The sequence below is a fragment of the Geobacillus uzenensis genome, from assembly GCF_002217665.1.
GTDB classification, from domain to species: Bacteria; Bacillota; Bacilli; order Bacillales; family Anoxybacillaceae; genus Geobacillus; species Geobacillus subterraneus.
The window spans coordinates 180,834-195,158 of the sequence record NZ_NEWL01000006.1 but is presented as its reverse complement, the minus strand read 5'-3'; the positions used below and the strand labels follow the sequence as shown (position 1 = coordinate 195,158).

The following is a 14,325-nucleotide window of genomic DNA, read 5'->3' as shown; positions in this document are numbered from 1 at the left end:
ATCTGAAGGAAGCGGGCGGCAAACTTCCCCAAGGGCTGAAGAGTCTTTATCAACGATATGAATCTCTGCGTCAGACTTAATGGAACCGCCGTATACCGAACGGTACGTACGGTGGTGTGAGAGGACGAGGGTTAGTCACCCTCTCCTACTCGATTCAGCCGGCGGTGCTCTGTTGCGCCGATGGCGGCCGCACCCGGCGCGCCGGCAAGGTAATCGTCACCGTCGTTCCTTTTTGGACGGCGCTTTCGATCTTCCACGTTCCCCCCATTTGCTCGATGATTTTCACTGCCACCATGGCGCCAAGTCCGGTTCCTTTCTCTTTCGTGCTGAAATACGGTTCACCGAAGCGGCGCACTTGTTCTTTCGTCATGCCGATGCCGTTGTCGGAAATGGTGATGACGACCGATGTTTCCCGGTTCTCGGCCGTCACCCGAAGCGTGCCGCCGTTTGGCATCGCTTCAATGCTGTTTTTGAATAAATTCAAGAAACATTGTTGGAAATATTGCACATTGCCAGTGACGACGGCGTGTTCAAGAGAGGAAGCGAGATCGACCGAATGCATATGCGCCATCGGCGCAATCATTTGCAATACTTTCTGAAGCTCGACGGCTACATCGATCGGCTCCGTTTCTTTCGGCGCTGGTTTGGCAAACGTCAAATAGTCGTGGATGATCGCTTCCGCCCGCTTGACTTCCTCTAAGGCGATGCGGATGTACCGCTCCTCCGTCTCGCGCGGCAGCGGCCCGGTTTGCAGCAGCTGGATGAACCCTTTTACGACAGTGAGCGGGTTGCGAATTTCATGCGAAATGCTGGCGGCCAGCTGGCTGACGATCTCCATTTTTTCCATCTTCATTAGTTCCGCCCGGGCGAGCTGGGCCTCATGGAGCGTTTCCATCAAATAGACCGCAAACATCATCACAAACGGCGGCATCAAAATGAAATACACGATATACGGCTTCGTCACCGGAAAATCGGCGATGATGATAGCGACAAACGTGGTGAGCACCGCCAGTAAAAACGTCAGCCAAATGGCGGTGAACAGCTTGCCGGACCGGGGCAGCCGGCGAAACAGCGGCGAGGCGGCCGCCGCGGCAACGAGCATAATGGCGTAAACGATCAATGTCAACGGCTGAAACCCATACAAAATCGTGCGCGCCAGCATTGACACGACAAACAGCACAGCTCCGACGCCACCGCCGCCATAGAGCGTTCCAAGCAAAAACGGAATTTGCCGGAAATCGTGGATGCACGTCGGATCAATATAAATCGGAAATTTCATGCACAGCACAGACGCCAGCGCCAAACAGGTGCTAAGGAGCGCCCGGTTGTACAGCGGTTTGCGCTGAATCGCCGGGCTGTGGTCATAAATGAATGAAAAGGCAAACACGGTGACTAAAATATAAAATAAGTTATTGAGGACGTGCTGATTAATATATAAGCCTGCCATACAAAAAATCTCCTAACCGGATGGACATCATCGTCTTCCATTATAATCGGAAAGAGGTTGAAAGAAAAATAGTTTTATGATTTGTCTTTCGGCAGCCAAACCGCCAAGGCGCCAAACAGCGGCAGCGCGCTGCAAAGCATCATCAACGTGTTGAGCGACGACAAGTCGGCGATGTTGCCGAGCACGACGGCGCCAAGCGCCCCCATGCCAAATGCCAAGCCGACGATCAGGCCGGACGCCATGCCGACATGGTTTGGCAGCAGTTCTTGGGCGTAGACGACAAACGTTGCGAAGCTTAACGACAATACAAAGCCGGCGATCAGCAACAGCGGCAGCGCAAGCGAAAGCGGCGCGTGCGGCAAGGCGAGCGCAAACGGTGCGGTTCCAAGCGTCGACCAGAGAATCAAGTTGCGCTTGCCGAACCGGTCGGCGAGCGGCCCGCCGACGAGCGTTCCGATCGCACCGGCGATCATAAAGGCGAACAAGTACACTTGCGCCTCGCGCACCGAGATGTGGGCCGTTTCCATTAAGTAAAACTGGTAATAGTTCGAGATGCCGGCCGAATACCATGAACGGGCAAACACTAAAAAGACGAGCAAGGCAAGCGCAAACGCCACCGGGTGTCCGGGATCGGTGCGCTGCGCCTTTTTCGTTTGGCTTGGCGCCGGACGGCGGCCAAGTTCATGACCATACCAGTGCGAAACGCGCCAAAGCAAGGTGATGCCGACAGCCGCGGCAAGCATAAACCAAGCGGCTCCTTTTTGGCCGAACGGCACAAAAATCAGGGCGGTAAACAGCGGGGCCAAGGCGTTGCCGGTATTGCCGCCGACTTGATAAATCGATTGGGCGAACGCCCGCCGCGCACCGGCCGCCAAATAAACGACGCGCGATCCTTCCGGATGGAAGACGGCTGAACCGATTCCGACCAACAGCACAGACAACAAGACAAACCAAAAATTCGGCGCCAAGGCGAGCCCGGCCATGCCGAGCAAGCTCGCCGCCATGCCGAGCGGCAAAAAACGCGGCGACGGCAGCCGGTCCGTCCATAAACCGACGACCGGCTGCATGACCGACGACGTCATGTTTAGCGCAAACGCAATCCAGCCGATTTCGGTGTACGATAGCTCCATCGTCGAGCGCAAAATCGGAAAGAGCGCCGGGATGACCGCCTGCATGGCATCATTCAAGAAATGTCCGAGGCTGATGGCGAACAAAATCGGATAGACAGTCATGTTGGCGGCGCTCGTTCGTTCCGTATGAGCGTCCATCGTTCTCCCCCGTTCCGCAAAATCGATCTTAATATGGCTAATTATACTTGATCTTCGCCAGCGGAGAAAGCCCCATTTCCCGGCGTGAGCGCAGGCAAGAGGGCGCTCCGTTTTTGTCTTTTCAATCGCCGGCGCGAAAATTCAGTTTTTCTTTTCCGGATGCGCTGATGACGAGCTTGACGTTTACGGACAGCGTGTGGTTATTGAGCGGGATGAGGCCGTCGGTCTGATGTTTTTTCCAGAGATTCGGACGCTCGCGATACAGTTGTTCCGCTAGATTCAATATATCGATCTGTCGCTCTTTCCCCAGTTCATATAAGCGGTGGATTTCTTGTTTCACCGTTTGTTCCGCCAGTTTGGTCAGTTGTTTTCGTGAGAGCGGTTCACGCAGTTCGAGGAGACTTCCTTGCGCCTCAACGTTTATAGTAAAAGCAGGCTCTCCGTCCTTCACGCCAACCGACCACTTCGTTTTTGGATCATGGACGATTAGAGAGGCAACAGTTTTCCCTTTTTGCTTGACATAAATCGGGGTGCGCCGAATGTCCCGCTCAATCCAGCGGAGCCCTTGCAAATCGGAACGGCGCTCACACCCTTGCAAACGGTAATCATGAAGAAAACAAACGCCGGATATAGCCAACATTTGTTTTGGCTTCTTATTTTCCGCCCAACGATTGTCTTCGATTGTTAAATAAGGGAGTCTAGCTGTATCAGCTTTTTCATCCATCGCAGCAATCAATCGGCTGAGACGGATCGGGCGGATAAACGAACTTTGTTGGAAAATTTCTTCCGGATTAGACAACAGTGAATAATATGAGGAAGCATTTAGCAGCGGCGTTGTTTCAAATAAGTCGGAAAGCGGCTCATCAGTAGCGTACACCCACGCTGTATGGCGAATTTCATTGTAACGGTTCAGCACATCGATCACATCGGCCACAATATCTTTTTGCAAGGCGCGTTTCGTAAAGACAATGCTTTTGACATGGCCCCACGACACTCTTTGTTGAATGGAAGGATAGATCTTGTCGGTAGCGATGTTAAATGTTTCGCCCAGCGCTTTGCCGATGGAAACCGCCGCTTTTTCTTTATCGCCCCCCGCTTCGACTTTGGCAAGGGCGGTGAAACCGACCAACTGCACGTAGGCAATTACTTGGCCATCTTTGTAGTCGACCCCGATTGAATGAATGTAGACAATGTGATCGATGTTGCGCGTGTCCCAGCAACCGCCAAGCAGCATGATAGAGGCGATGATGGGAATGACCTGCTTCCTCATTTTCGTTCCCTCTCTTTTGCAACGAGATCATTCGGACGAACAATGCGGTCGCGCGTGCGGAACTGTTTCCACGTGCTCGGGATAAACACTTTCCCGATATCTTTTGAAGGCGGCGCCAGCGGCGTCAAATAGGGAATGCCGAAAGTGCGCAAGTTGACCGCATAAGTCAAAATGAGAAACAACGACAAGATAAACCCAAACAAACCAAGAACGGAAGCGAAAGTGAGAACGATAAAGCGCAGCAAAGTGACGCTGCCGGCGATGTTTTGATTGACAAGCGTAAATGTTGAGATGACAGAAATGGCAGCAATAACGAGTGTGGCTGGGGCGGCAAGTCCAGCGTTGATCGCCGCTTGTCCGATAATCAAGCCGCCAACAACCGACAGCGTCTGCCCGATGGCGATCGGCAGCCGCATTCCAGCTTCTTTAAACACTTCAAACAAAATCATCATCACAAACATTTCCAGCGGTACCGGAAGCGGCACCCCCTGGCGCGATAAAATCAGCGTGGCCAGCAAGGTGAACGGCAACTGATCTGGATGGAACGAGGTGAGCGCGACCCAGGCGCCCGGCAAAAAAATGGCAACCGACGTACCAACCAGCCGAAGCAGACGCTGAAACACAACAAACAGGAAAAACGTGTTGTTATCTTCCGATGTGTTCAGCAAAAAGGTTAAATTGGCCGGACCGATCAAGGCGGTCGGTGCCCCGTCCACTAAGATGATAAAACGGCCGTTAAGAAGCGAATTGACAGCAAAATCAGGCCGTCCGGTATAACCAAACATCGGAAACAAAGAAAACGGACTGTCGGATAGCCATTCCTCAATTTGGTTGGTGCTGGTCACCGAGTCGATGTATAAACTGAGCAGACGGCTTCTCACCTCATCGATGATGGCTGTGTTCGCAATATCATCAACATAGAGTAGCCCGACTTTTGTCTGGCTGCGCGTACCGATGATGAACGGCTCATAGACGAGTCGATGCGAGCGCAGCCGCTTGCGGATGAGAGCTACGTTTTTGCTGATTTCCTCAATGAATCCGTCTTTTGGCCCGCGGATCGACACTTCTGTGTTCGGCTCCTCCGGGTCGCGGTTGGGCGGGCTGGCGAGTGGCATTGCGTATAAGACGTCCGCTTCGCGAAAGTAAATGAGCAAATCGCCGCTAAACAGTCTCAAGTTGAGATCATCGATCCGCACTTCGTGTCCCATGTATTCGAGTGCGGGCGGCTTGCGTGTTTCGATGTCAGCAGGCGAGAAGCACGGATGCCGTTCACACAGCGCACGAAACATCGGATAGATGGTCTTTTGCAACATTTGTGTATCGCACAATTCTTCACAATAAATAAACAGCAAATGCACTACAGCCGACGAACCGTCAGACAAAGGCGATGAAATCGTTGTTTCCGTCATGATGACGTCAGAGCATTTGGCATACATCATGCGCAATGCTTCTTCGGAGATGATCACAGTCTCCAATCCGGTGTAATCGTCTTTCAGCCGCTTACCTTGGGCGGCGCGCATGAGCTGTTTCATCATGCCATCCCTCTTTTCTCTTTACGGTATGTCAATAGAGCTAAGCTGACTAACACAACAGACAGTGCAAGACTAAACAGCAGTGATGATGGCAATACCCAATGTTTGACAAAACGCAAAAATTGTTCATCGCTACCCGGTGCCAAGGCCGCCAATGTGATCGCTAAGTAAAGAACGATAAGCACCCAACGGCGCGTTTGCGAATGGCGGATCGGGAATAGTTCCACAATCAGCGCCGTTGCCAAAGAAAGGCGGATGAAAGCACCGGACAGCCACTGATAGACCGACAGAAAGTCAACATGTTCGATGTACGTCCCTAAACTGACCATCCGCCATTGTTCAAACGCCGGATAGCGAAGACGTGTCGCTTGTTCGGGTCCGAATTCGACAATGGCCCCGATCGTCGGACCGATGCTCAGACCGGCCGTCAAGAAGGCAATGGCGGCAAGCGCTTTCCATGAAAACGGGCGCGGCAGGCGGTGAGAGAGGAATAAAAGAACGACCACTTCCGCATACCCCGCCCCAGCATACATCATGCCACGAAGCACAGGCGCCATGCCGTGCTCAAGCATCGGCTTGAGCAGCGAATAGTCTTTATGGGGAGTGGTTGACAGCATGACAAAAAAGCCGAAGACAATGACAAACGGCCAAATAATCATCGCTGTATTAGCAATCGAGTCGATGCCTCGATACGCGTTATAAAAACAGGCGATCACGATGAGAACAATCAGCGCCCACCGCGGCGTCGCCGTCAAATAAGAAGTTGTGGTAAACGTGATGGTATCATTTAATGTAACAAAGCTATGAAGAAGCAAGAATATGGTGCTGACACCGGCCACCATATAGGCTACTGGGCTTGAAAAACGGTTTTTTAGCCAGTCGAACAACCGCTCGCCATTCAATTGTTTGAGGATGAAATAAAGAAGCGGCAGCCAGATGAGCAAGCCCCCCAATGCTCCCAAGGCGGCGATCCATGCATCGCGGTGAGCGGCCTCGAGCATAAAGGGGATAACGATCACATGATTCATCAGCCCAACTGACAGCATAACCATACATAAAACCTGCAGAACGCTGAGCGTCTGTCCATTCATTATGAATCCCTTTCTTCCTATGACTATCTTTAAGTATTGTTTCCAGTGCAGGGGGATTTATTCTTTCAAACGTCAACCCAATAGCGAAACTTCTGAGGAGTCAGAGGCACAATACAAAGGAAGAGCGAAAATTCACAGCATGGTAAGGAGGGCGTGCTATGAAATGGCTCCAGTTGACGCTTGAACTTGTCATCGGCTTTATTCTGTTGTTCGCCGTCGTCAAAATCGCCGGCAAAAAGTTGATCAGCCAAATGAGCCCGTTTACGTTTATCGCTGCCATCGTGCTTGGCGAGCTGCTTGGCAATGCGCTGTATGACGACCATATTCACCTTTGGTACATCATCTATTCGATCACCCTTTGGGGAGGGATGTTGCTTTTGGTCGAGTATGCGAGCCAAAAGTGGCTTTCCTTCCGCCTGTGGAGCGAAGGAAAACCGACAGTGCTTATTCGAAACGGCGCCATTGATTACGAGGCATTGAAAAAAAGCCGCCTCACCCTCAACCAACTGCAAAGCTTGCTTCGCAAACATGAGACGTTTTCGATCCGTGAAGTGGCGTTTTGCTTTTTGGAAGCGGATGGAGAAATTAGCGTGCTGAAACAAGCGGATCATCAAAAAACGACGCGCGAAGATTTCCACTTGCCGCCTCATCCCGTCTATGTGCCGGTGACGCTCGTTCGCGACGGCCAGCTGTTGCGAGATGAACTTATGGAGCTTGGGAAAAATGAGCAGTGGCTCACCGCGGAACTGCGCAAACAAGGAGTCTCTTCATGGCAAGAGGTATTGATTGCCGAGTGGTTGGAAGGGAAGGGATTGTTTGTACAGACGTATCGACCGTCTGAGGGGAAGATGCCGAAGCAGCAAGGATTGAAGGAAGAATCATGATCGTGGCGGGACGACTAATGAGGAAGCTGGAGGCGGAAAACAACGATTTCTTAAAAAACCGCCCCTCCTCGAAATGCGGAGAACGGCTGCTTTTATGCCTTTCTCACTCAGGGGAATACCGCATTTCTATGAAATCACGCCCTTCTCAAGAGGAGTGAAAAACCATCATTCCCATTCGATCGACCATCCAACGTGATAAAAACACGGTCTTCTATAAGACGTTTCAAAGGAAAACAACGTTGTCGAGGCACATTTTTCACTCGGTCGCCAACCTTCTTGGATCGGCTGCATTCCTTAACTTTCATTTAAAAAAAGTGCTTGTGTTTCTTCTGTTTTATGTGTACTATTGGTTATAGTACGGTTGTGACAATGAGAGGAGGAGGGGAGATGTTTGAGCTCGATTTGCGAAGCCGCCAGCCGATTTACGAGCAGCTGATTGACAAAATGAAAGAAATGATCGTTCGCGAACTATGGCAGCCGCACGATCAGCTGCCATCGGTCAGGACGATGGCGAAACAGCTGATGATCAACCCAAATACGATTCAAAAAGCGTACCGCGAACTGGAGCGCGAAGGCTGGATTTATTCGATTCCAGGGAAAGGCAGTTTCGTCGCCCCGCGTTCAAAAGAACCAAACATCGAGGCGGTCGCCGCGGTCCGTGAGCAGTTTGTCCGCCTTGTCAAAGAGGCGCGGTTTTTAGGGGTGACGAATGAGCAGTTATGGCAATGGATTCGAGAAGGGGAAGAAAGAGGGGGAGGATCGTGATTCAACTTGTGGACGTGACGAAAACGTTTGATCGGTTTGCGGCCGTCAAGGGCGCGAACATGATGGTGCCAAAAGGAGTGATTTATGGGTTGCTCGGCCCGAACGGCGCCGGAAAAACGACGCTGCTCAAGATGATGGCCGGCATTCTCCGCCAAGACCGCGGGACGATTACAATTGATGGCGAGGAGTTGTGGGAAAACGTTCAAGTGAAGCAGCGAATTTTATTTTTGCCAGACTTTGTCTACTTTTTTCCGCACGCGACAATTCGGCAAATGGCGGATTTTTACGAGCAACTGTACCCTTCGTTCAGCCGCGGACGGTTTCTGGAATTGCAGTCCGTCTTTGCGCTTGATCCAAACAAAAAGATTCAGCAGTTTTCCAAAGGCATGCAGCGCCAAGCTGCCTTTTGGCTCGCTTTTTCCGTTCAGCCGGATGTGCTCATTATGGATGAGCCGCTCGATGGGCTCGATGCGTTCGTTCGCCGCCACGTCAAACAATTGTTGATTGATGAGGTGGTCGAACGGGAGATGACCGTCGTTATCTCATCGCACAATTTGCGAGAACTCGAAGATTTATGCGGCACGGTCGGATTGATGGCGCGCGGTGTGGTGCAGCTCGAGCGCGATTTGGATGAATTGCGAGCCGGCATGCATAAACTGCAGCTGGCGTTTCGTGATGGATTTCCGGGCGAATTGGCCGAACGCCTCGATATCGTCCACCGCGAGGAGCGCGGCAGCATCGCCATCCTGATTGTCCGCGGGGAAAAGCGGCGCATAGAGGAGACGGTCCGCACGTTTCATCCGCTAATCCTTGATGTGCTGCCGCTGTCGCTCGAAGAAATTTTTATGTATGAAATGGGGGGCGATGCTCATGTCCGTGAAACGGTGGTCGGCTAATCGTGCCATGTGGACGCAAAATCTTCGTCAAATCGGCTGGGTTGCCATCATTCATTCGCTGCTATGGCTGGCGGCGATCGTGCTGCCGATCGCGCTCGCGTATTCCGAATATGACCCGAAAGTGGGCAATGTGCCGCAGTGGGAAAATGTATACTATATATCCAATGGGTTGGAAACATTGATCGCCTGGCTTGTCCCCGTGCTGGCATCGGCTGGGGCGCTTCGCTATATGCATGACAAACGGTCGGCCGACTTTATTCATAGTTTACCCATCCGCCGCACCGAATTGCTCACAAGCCAAATCGTATTCGGCTGGCTCATGTTAGTTGTGCCGCTTTTTACAGTAGCTCTTGTTGCCATCGGCTGCCTGTATGGACTTGACCTGCCATGGCCGATCGAGCCGGCGGACGTATGGCGCTGGTTCGGTGAAACGGTTGTCATGGAAACGGTCATCTTCGCCCTTGGCATCGCTGTAGGCATTCTCGTCGGCCAATCGGCGCTTCATGTCGTGCTGACGAATATTTTTCTCTTTTTCCCGGCCGGCATGCTGATTTTGATTTACACGAATTTATCATTATTATTGTCTGGGTTTCCGGATGTGTATTATTTGTCAACAGAGTTGGATCGGCTGGTGATTCCGCTTCGCTACGCGATGTTGATGGATCAGGCGATGAACGCGGGGGAGACGGGATTGTTGCTGCTGTTGGCGCTTCTTTTGTTTGGCCTCGCGGTTTGGCTGTATGAGCGGCGGCCGTCAGAAGCGGCCGGGCAGGCGCTGGCGTTTCCGGCGCTCCGTCCGCTGTTTGTGTATGGGGTCGCGTTTTGCTCGTGGCTTGTCGGCGGCTTTTATTTTGGAGAAGTGGAGCGGCAATGGGGCTGGATCGTCTTCGGCTATATAACGTTTTCTTTGCTTGGGTACGCGATTGCCCAGATGGTCATCGCGAAAACGTGGCGTGTATTTCACCGCTGGAAAGGGTACGTCGCGTTTGCGGCGGTGATGGCCGTTCTTGCCTTTCTCATCCGCATCGATCTTACCGGCTATGAGCAGCGCGTGCCGGCAGTGGCAGACATTAAGCAAGTGTACTTTGGTCAGTCGACGATGAACTTTGAACACCCGGAGCAGATCGGCCGCTCGTTTGTAGAATATGACCAATTTCTCCGCACGAAAGAAAATATCGAGGCGGTGCGGGCGTTTCATCAGCAGCTCGCGCACGATCAACCGTCGCCGCCCCGTCTTGGCAACGTTCAGTCGGTGGTGATCGGCTATGTGCTCAAAGACGGCACGCGCCTCCTCCGCCGCTATGAAGTGCCGGTCGAACCGTATATGACGCATTTTCGCCGCATTATGGAGTCGAAAGAGTATAAACAGCAGTACCATTTACTGCTTCGCCCGGGCGGCTATTCGCCGATCCGCCAAGTGACGATACGAAACATGAATACAGGGCAGCCGGTGCTTGTTTTAGCTGAGCCGAAGGAAATTGAATCGTTTATCGGCGCCCTGAAACAAGACTTGTGGAACGAACCGGTCGAAAACATGATGGGCACCGTGAGCATATGGTACGGAGACGTCGAACTGCTGCAAAGCGACGGCGATTCGTTCGGCTTGGGGCTCGCGGAAAACTATACACATGTGCGCCAATGGCTCGAACGGCGGCATGTGGGAGATGACTTGATCAAAAAATGAACGAATAAAAAACGGGCAGGGGCCGATCCTCTGCCCGTTTTGTCCGTGTGCGCCCGGCATGGGTGCAGTCTATAGGGTGAAAGTCCCGAACTGCGAAGGCAGAAGTAGCAGTTAGCTTAACGCAAGGGTGTCTGCGGCGACGCAGAATCTGAAGGAAGCGGGCGGCAAACTTCCCCAAGGGCTGAAGAGTCTTTATCAACGATATGAATCTCTGCGTCAGACTTAATGGAACCGCCGTATACCGAACGGTACGTACGGTGGTGTGAGAGGACGAGGGTTAGTCACCCTCTCCTACTCGATTAAGACGCCGTCTTTTTCCGACGCCAAAGCCATACGGTGAGCAAGTCAAGCAGCCAAAAAGCGATAAAAAGGAATAACAGAAACAGCTCAGGTGTTTCCATCACGCGAAACGGATTGAGCACGTTATGAAACGATTGAAGCAACGTTAATCCTAGCAACAAGTCCATCCCTACCGCCGTTCCGCCCAACAGCAGCATAAAGGCGAGGGAGAGGAATACGACTTTCAATGCAAGCCACCTGCCGCTTTTTCGTTTAGTGTTCTCCGGCTAGGGAGGAATGATGCACCCCCGTATACACTTTTGGCTGATTGCCTATAATGGAAGATAAAAGTGACACGGAGCAAGGAGGAGAGGGGCATGTTGTTTCAGTGGGGGATGCGCCGGCAAAAGGATCGGATGAACGACGGTGTGCAGCAAGAAGGGACCGACCATAGCGGCGAAGCGGCGGACGTCCCGCAAGAGCCGCTGTCACCTGAACTGGCGGTGAACATCGACATCATTCGGCGGGCGACCGGAGAAAGCAGCGATGTCGTCATTCGCCGTTTTTCCCTCGGCCAGGAAACGCAAATGAAAGCGGCCATCGTCTTTGTCGACGGGCTCGTCGATGAAAAAAATGTGTACGAGTTTTTGCTTATGCCGCTCCTTACGGCGTCGTTTCCGCTCGCGCTCGAGGAAAAAGAGCGGTTTCAATGGATTGAAAAAAAAACTCGCTGCGGTTGGCGGCGTCAAGCATGTCGCCGAATGGAAGCAGCTGTTTTTTGATCTGTTTTCCGGGGAGACGGTGATGCTCATTGACGGGGTGCCGTTTGCCATTAGCGCGAGCACAAAAGGCGGGCAATACCGCTCGATTGAAGAACCGCAGACGCAAATCGCCATTCGCGGCCCGCGCGAAGGGTTTACGGAATCACTGCGCACGAATACGGCGATGATCCGCCGCCGCATTAAAAACTCGAACCTTTGGCTGGAGACGATGCAAATCGGCACGGTGACGCAAACCGATGTCGCCATCATGTATGTGAAAGGAATCGCCAATGACGAAATCATCGAGGAAGTGAAGACGCGCCTCCGCCGCATCGACATTGACAGCGTGCTCGAGTCCGGCTATATCGAACAATTGATTGAAGATCAGACGTTTACCACCTTCCCGACAACGTACCATACGGAGCGGCCCGATATTGTCGCCGCCAATTTGCTTGAAGGAAGGGTCGCTATTTTTGTCGAAGGGACGCCATTTGTCCTTGTCGCACCAGCATTGTTCATTCAATTTTTCCAAGCGGTTGAAGATTATTATGCCCGTTTTGACATCGCGACAGCCCTTCGTTTTTTACGCGTGCTCATTTTCTTTATCTCCCTTGTCGCCCCGGCCATTTACATCGCGGCGACGACGTTTCATCAAGAGATGATCCCGACCCAGCTCGTCATTGCCATCGCCGCCCAGCGCGAGGCGGTGCCGTTTCCGGCATTTGTTGAAGCGCTCATGATGGAGGTGACGTTTGAAGTGTTGCGCGAGGCCGGCGTCCGCTTGCCGCGCGCCGTCGGCCAGGCGGTGTCGATCGTCGGGGCTTTGGTCATCGGCCAGGCGGCGGTGGAGGCAGGATTTGTCTCGTCGGCAATGGTCATCGTCGTTTCGATTACAGCGATTGCCAGCTTTGCGACGCCGTCATTTGCCATTGCCATCTCGGCGCGGCTCATCCGGTTTGGTCTCATGTTTTTGGCGGCGATGTTCGGGTTTTACGGCATTATGATGGGCATTTTGGTCATGACGATTCATTTATGCAGCTTGCGTTCGTTCGGCGTCCCGTATATGTCGCCGCTCGCTCCGTTTACGCCGTCAAATATAGGCGATACGCTGTTCCGTGTCCCGACATGGATGTTTCGCGAGCGGCCGCGCCTGATTAACCAAAAAAATATCGTTCGCCAATCGGGCGACCAAAAGCCGCAGCCGCCGGCGCCGTCGCGCCAAGAGAAGGGGGATGAGTCATGAAACGGCTGCTTGGCATGTTTTTGCCGTTTGCCGCCTGCGTCTGTTTGCTTTCGGGCTGTTGGAGCAAAAAAGAGCTGACCGATTTGGCGTTTGTCATTGCCGTTGGCCTCGATAAAACAGAAGACGGCAAGTATCTCGCTTCCTTTCAAGTCGTCAACCCGGGCAACGTCGCCGGGGCGACGCAGCGCGGCGGCGGGGCGGCCGGGGTGCCGGTGTCGATTTATACGTCAACCGGGGACAGTTTGGTCGAGGCAAGCCGGAAAGCGTCGGAAAAAGTGTCGCGTCTTCTGTATTACGCCCATACGAACTTAGTCGTCGTCGGCGAAGAGCTGGCGCGCGAAGGGCTGGACGGGGTGTTCGATGCGATGGAGCGCAGTCAGCAGTTCCGGACGACGGCGCGCCTTGTCATCGCCCGCGGCCATTCGGCGAAAGACACGCTTTCGGTGCTGACGCCAATCGATAAAATTTCCGCCAATCAAATTATTAGAACGCTTGAATTTTCCGAAATGGCTTGGGGACAAACGATTAATGTAGACGTTTGGTGGGCGATTCGCGGCATCGCTTCGCCCGGCCGAAACCCGGTCATAACCGGGGTATCGATTGAAGGGGGCTTAAAAAAAGGGAAGCGGCAAGAAAACGTGCAGTCGTCCGTGCCTGATGCCCGCGTCACGTTGAACGGGCTGGCGCTGTTTAAAAACGGCCGCCTGATTGGCTGGGCCGACGGGCCGACGGCGCGCGGCATGATGTGGGTGCTTGACCGCATTCATCAAACGAATCTCACTATTCCGTGGGAAGGAAAACAGGAAGCGATCGGCTATCGGGCGGCGCGGGCGAAAACGAATGTAGAGGCGCGCGTCAACAACGGTCGGCCATCCATCTCCGTTCATATCAAGGCGGAAGGCGACATCAGCGAGGCGCGCGTCCCCATTAACCTAGCCGACGCCGGCGTGGTATTCCGTTTAGAACAAGAACTGGAACGGAACGTCAAACAGGAGGTTACAAAAGCCATTGAAACGGCCCAGCGTGAAAAAACGGATATTTTCGGGTTTGGCGACGCGGTTCACCGCGCTGCCCCGCGCTTATGGAAGAAGATCGAGAAAGAGTGGCACGACCGCTATTTTCCCGAACTTGACGTCACTGTAACGGCTGATCTGTACATCCGCCGCACCGGGCTGCGGAATAAGCCATATATAGAAGAATAAATG

11 protein-coding genes and 1 pseudogene are annotated in these 14,325 nt (G+C 53.0%); 6 read left to right on the top strand and 6 right to left on the bottom strand.

The features are described 5' to 3' along the window. Window positions 1–154 precede the first annotated feature (154 nt). The 5 genes from B9L21_RS08395 to B9L21_RS08375 all read right to left on the bottom strand — a co-directional run bounded on the left by B9L21_RS08395 (window position 155) and on the right by B9L21_RS08375 (window position 6,608). Complete coding sequence (locus tag B9L21_RS08395; protein ID WP_063165985.1) at window positions 155–1,447, bottom strand: sensor histidine kinase; 1,293 nt, start codon at window positions 1,445–1,447, stop codon at window positions 155–157. Between the two features lie 74 nt (window positions 1,448–1,521). After that, a complete protein-coding gene (locus B9L21_RS08390) occupies window positions 1,522–2,715 on the bottom strand; it encodes an MFS transporter (RefSeq protein ID WP_063165984.1) in 1,194 nt (397 codons plus the stop codon). Window positions 2,716–2,836: 121 nt separating this feature from the next. Then, window positions 2,837–3,985, bottom strand: a complete 1,149-nt coding sequence (locus tag B9L21_RS08385) for a Ger(x)C family spore germination protein (protein ID WP_063165983.1) — start codon at window positions 3,983–3,985, stop codon at window positions 2,837–2,839. After that, window positions 3,982–5,517: a spore germination protein gene (locus B9L21_RS08380; RefSeq protein ID WP_063167358.1), complete on the bottom strand. Its 1,536-nt coding sequence runs from the start codon at window positions 5,515–5,517 to the stop codon at window positions 3,982–3,984. Before B9L21_RS08380 ends, B9L21_RS08385 begins: the two co-directional genes overlap by 4 nt. Continuing rightward, the gene (locus B9L21_RS08375) at window positions 5,517–6,608 is read right to left on the bottom strand and encodes a GerAB/ArcD/ProY family transporter (RefSeq protein ID WP_063165982.1); all 1,092 of its coding nucleotides are present in this window, start codon (window positions 6,606–6,608) and stop codon (window positions 5,517–5,519) included. Before B9L21_RS08375 ends, B9L21_RS08380 begins: the two co-directional genes overlap by 1 nt. A gap of 158 nt (window positions 6,609–6,766) precedes the next feature. On the opposite strand from B9L21_RS08375, the gene B9L21_RS08370 reads away from it, so the two are divergent. From B9L21_RS08370 to B9L21_RS08355, 4 genes are all read left to right on the top strand, one after another. Then, window positions 6,767–7,492, top strand: coding sequence for a YetF domain-containing protein (locus B9L21_RS08370; protein ID WP_063165981.1), 726 nt, complete (start codon window positions 6,767–6,769; stop codon window positions 7,490–7,492). A 387-nt stretch (window positions 7,493–7,879) separates the two neighbouring features. Further along, window positions 7,880–8,257, top strand: a complete 378-nt coding sequence (locus tag B9L21_RS08365) for a GntR family transcriptional regulator (RefSeq protein WP_128733422.1) — start codon at window positions 7,880–7,882, stop codon at window positions 8,255–8,257. Continuing rightward, a complete protein-coding gene (locus B9L21_RS08360) occupies window positions 8,254–9,153 on the top strand; it encodes an ABC transporter ATP-binding protein (protein WP_063165980.1) in 900 nt (299 codons plus the stop codon). Before B9L21_RS08365 ends, B9L21_RS08360 begins: the two co-directional genes overlap by 4 nt. Further along, the gene (locus B9L21_RS08355; RefSeq protein ID WP_063165979.1) at window positions 9,128–10,837 is read left to right on the top strand and encodes an ABC transporter permease; all 1,710 of its coding nucleotides are present in this window, start codon (window positions 9,128–9,130) and stop codon (window positions 10,835–10,837) included. The genes B9L21_RS08360 and B9L21_RS08355 overlap by 26 nt, the downstream gene beginning before the upstream one ends. Before the next feature lie 299 nt (window positions 10,838–11,136). Here B9L21_RS08355 and B9L21_RS08350 read toward each other — a convergent pair whose 3' ends face one another. After that, window positions 11,137–11,364, bottom strand: a complete 228-nt coding sequence (locus tag B9L21_RS08350; protein ID WP_063165978.1) for a hypothetical protein — start codon at window positions 11,362–11,364, stop codon at window positions 11,137–11,139. A 129-nt stretch (window positions 11,365–11,493) separates the two neighbouring features. On the opposite strand from B9L21_RS08350, the pseudogene B9L21_RS08345 reads away from it, so the two are divergent. Both B9L21_RS08345 and B9L21_RS08340 read left to right on the top strand, forming a co-directional pair. Continuing rightward, window positions 11,494–13,120 (top strand): annotated as a pseudogene (locus tag B9L21_RS08345) (spore germination protein). Further along, window positions 13,117–14,322 carry a Ger(x)C family spore germination protein gene (locus tag B9L21_RS08340; RefSeq protein ID WP_063165977.1) on the top strand — a complete coding sequence of 402 codons (1,206 nt, stop codon included), beginning with the start codon at window positions 13,117–13,119 and terminating at the stop codon, window positions 14,320–14,322. Before B9L21_RS08345 ends, B9L21_RS08340 begins: the two are co-directional and overlap by 4 nt. The last annotated feature ends 3 nt before the right edge of the window (window positions 14,323–14,325 follow it).

Bases quoted from the DNA above. Each gene is read 5' to 3' on its own strand.
- B9L21_RS08380 (WP_063167358.1), bottom strand. From the start codon at position 5,517: ATGAAACAGCTCATGCGCGCCGCCCAAGGTAAGCGGCTGAAAGACGAT.
- B9L21_RS08385 (WP_063165983.1), bottom strand. From the start codon at position 3,985: ATGAGGAAGCAGGTCATTCCCATCATCGCCTCTATCATGCTGCTTGGC.
- B9L21_RS08365 (WP_128733422.1), top strand. From the start codon at position 7,880: ATGTTTGAGCTCGATTTGCGAAGCCGCCAGCCGATTTACGAGCAGCTG.
- B9L21_RS08395 (WP_063165985.1), bottom strand. From the start codon at position 1,447: ATGGCAGGCTTATATATTAATCAGCACGTCCTCAATAACTTATTTTAT.
- B9L21_RS08370 (WP_063165981.1), top strand. From the start codon at position 6,767: ATGAAATGGCTCCAGTTGACGCTTGAACTTGTCATCGGCTTTATTCTG.
- B9L21_RS08340 (WP_063165977.1), top strand. From the start codon at position 13,117: ATGAAACGGCTGCTTGGCATGTTTTTGCCGTTTGCCGCCTGCGTCTGT.
- B9L21_RS08390 (WP_063165984.1), bottom strand. From the start codon at position 2,715: ATGGACGCTCATACGGAACGAACGAGCGCCGCCAACATGACTGTCTAT.
- B9L21_RS08375 (WP_063165982.1), bottom strand. From the start codon at position 6,608: ATGAATGGACAGACGCTCAGCGTTCTGCAGGTTTTATGTATGGTTATG.
- B9L21_RS08355 (WP_063165979.1), top strand. From the start codon at position 9,128: ATGTCCGTGAAACGGTGGTCGGCTAATCGTGCCATGTGGACGCAAAAT.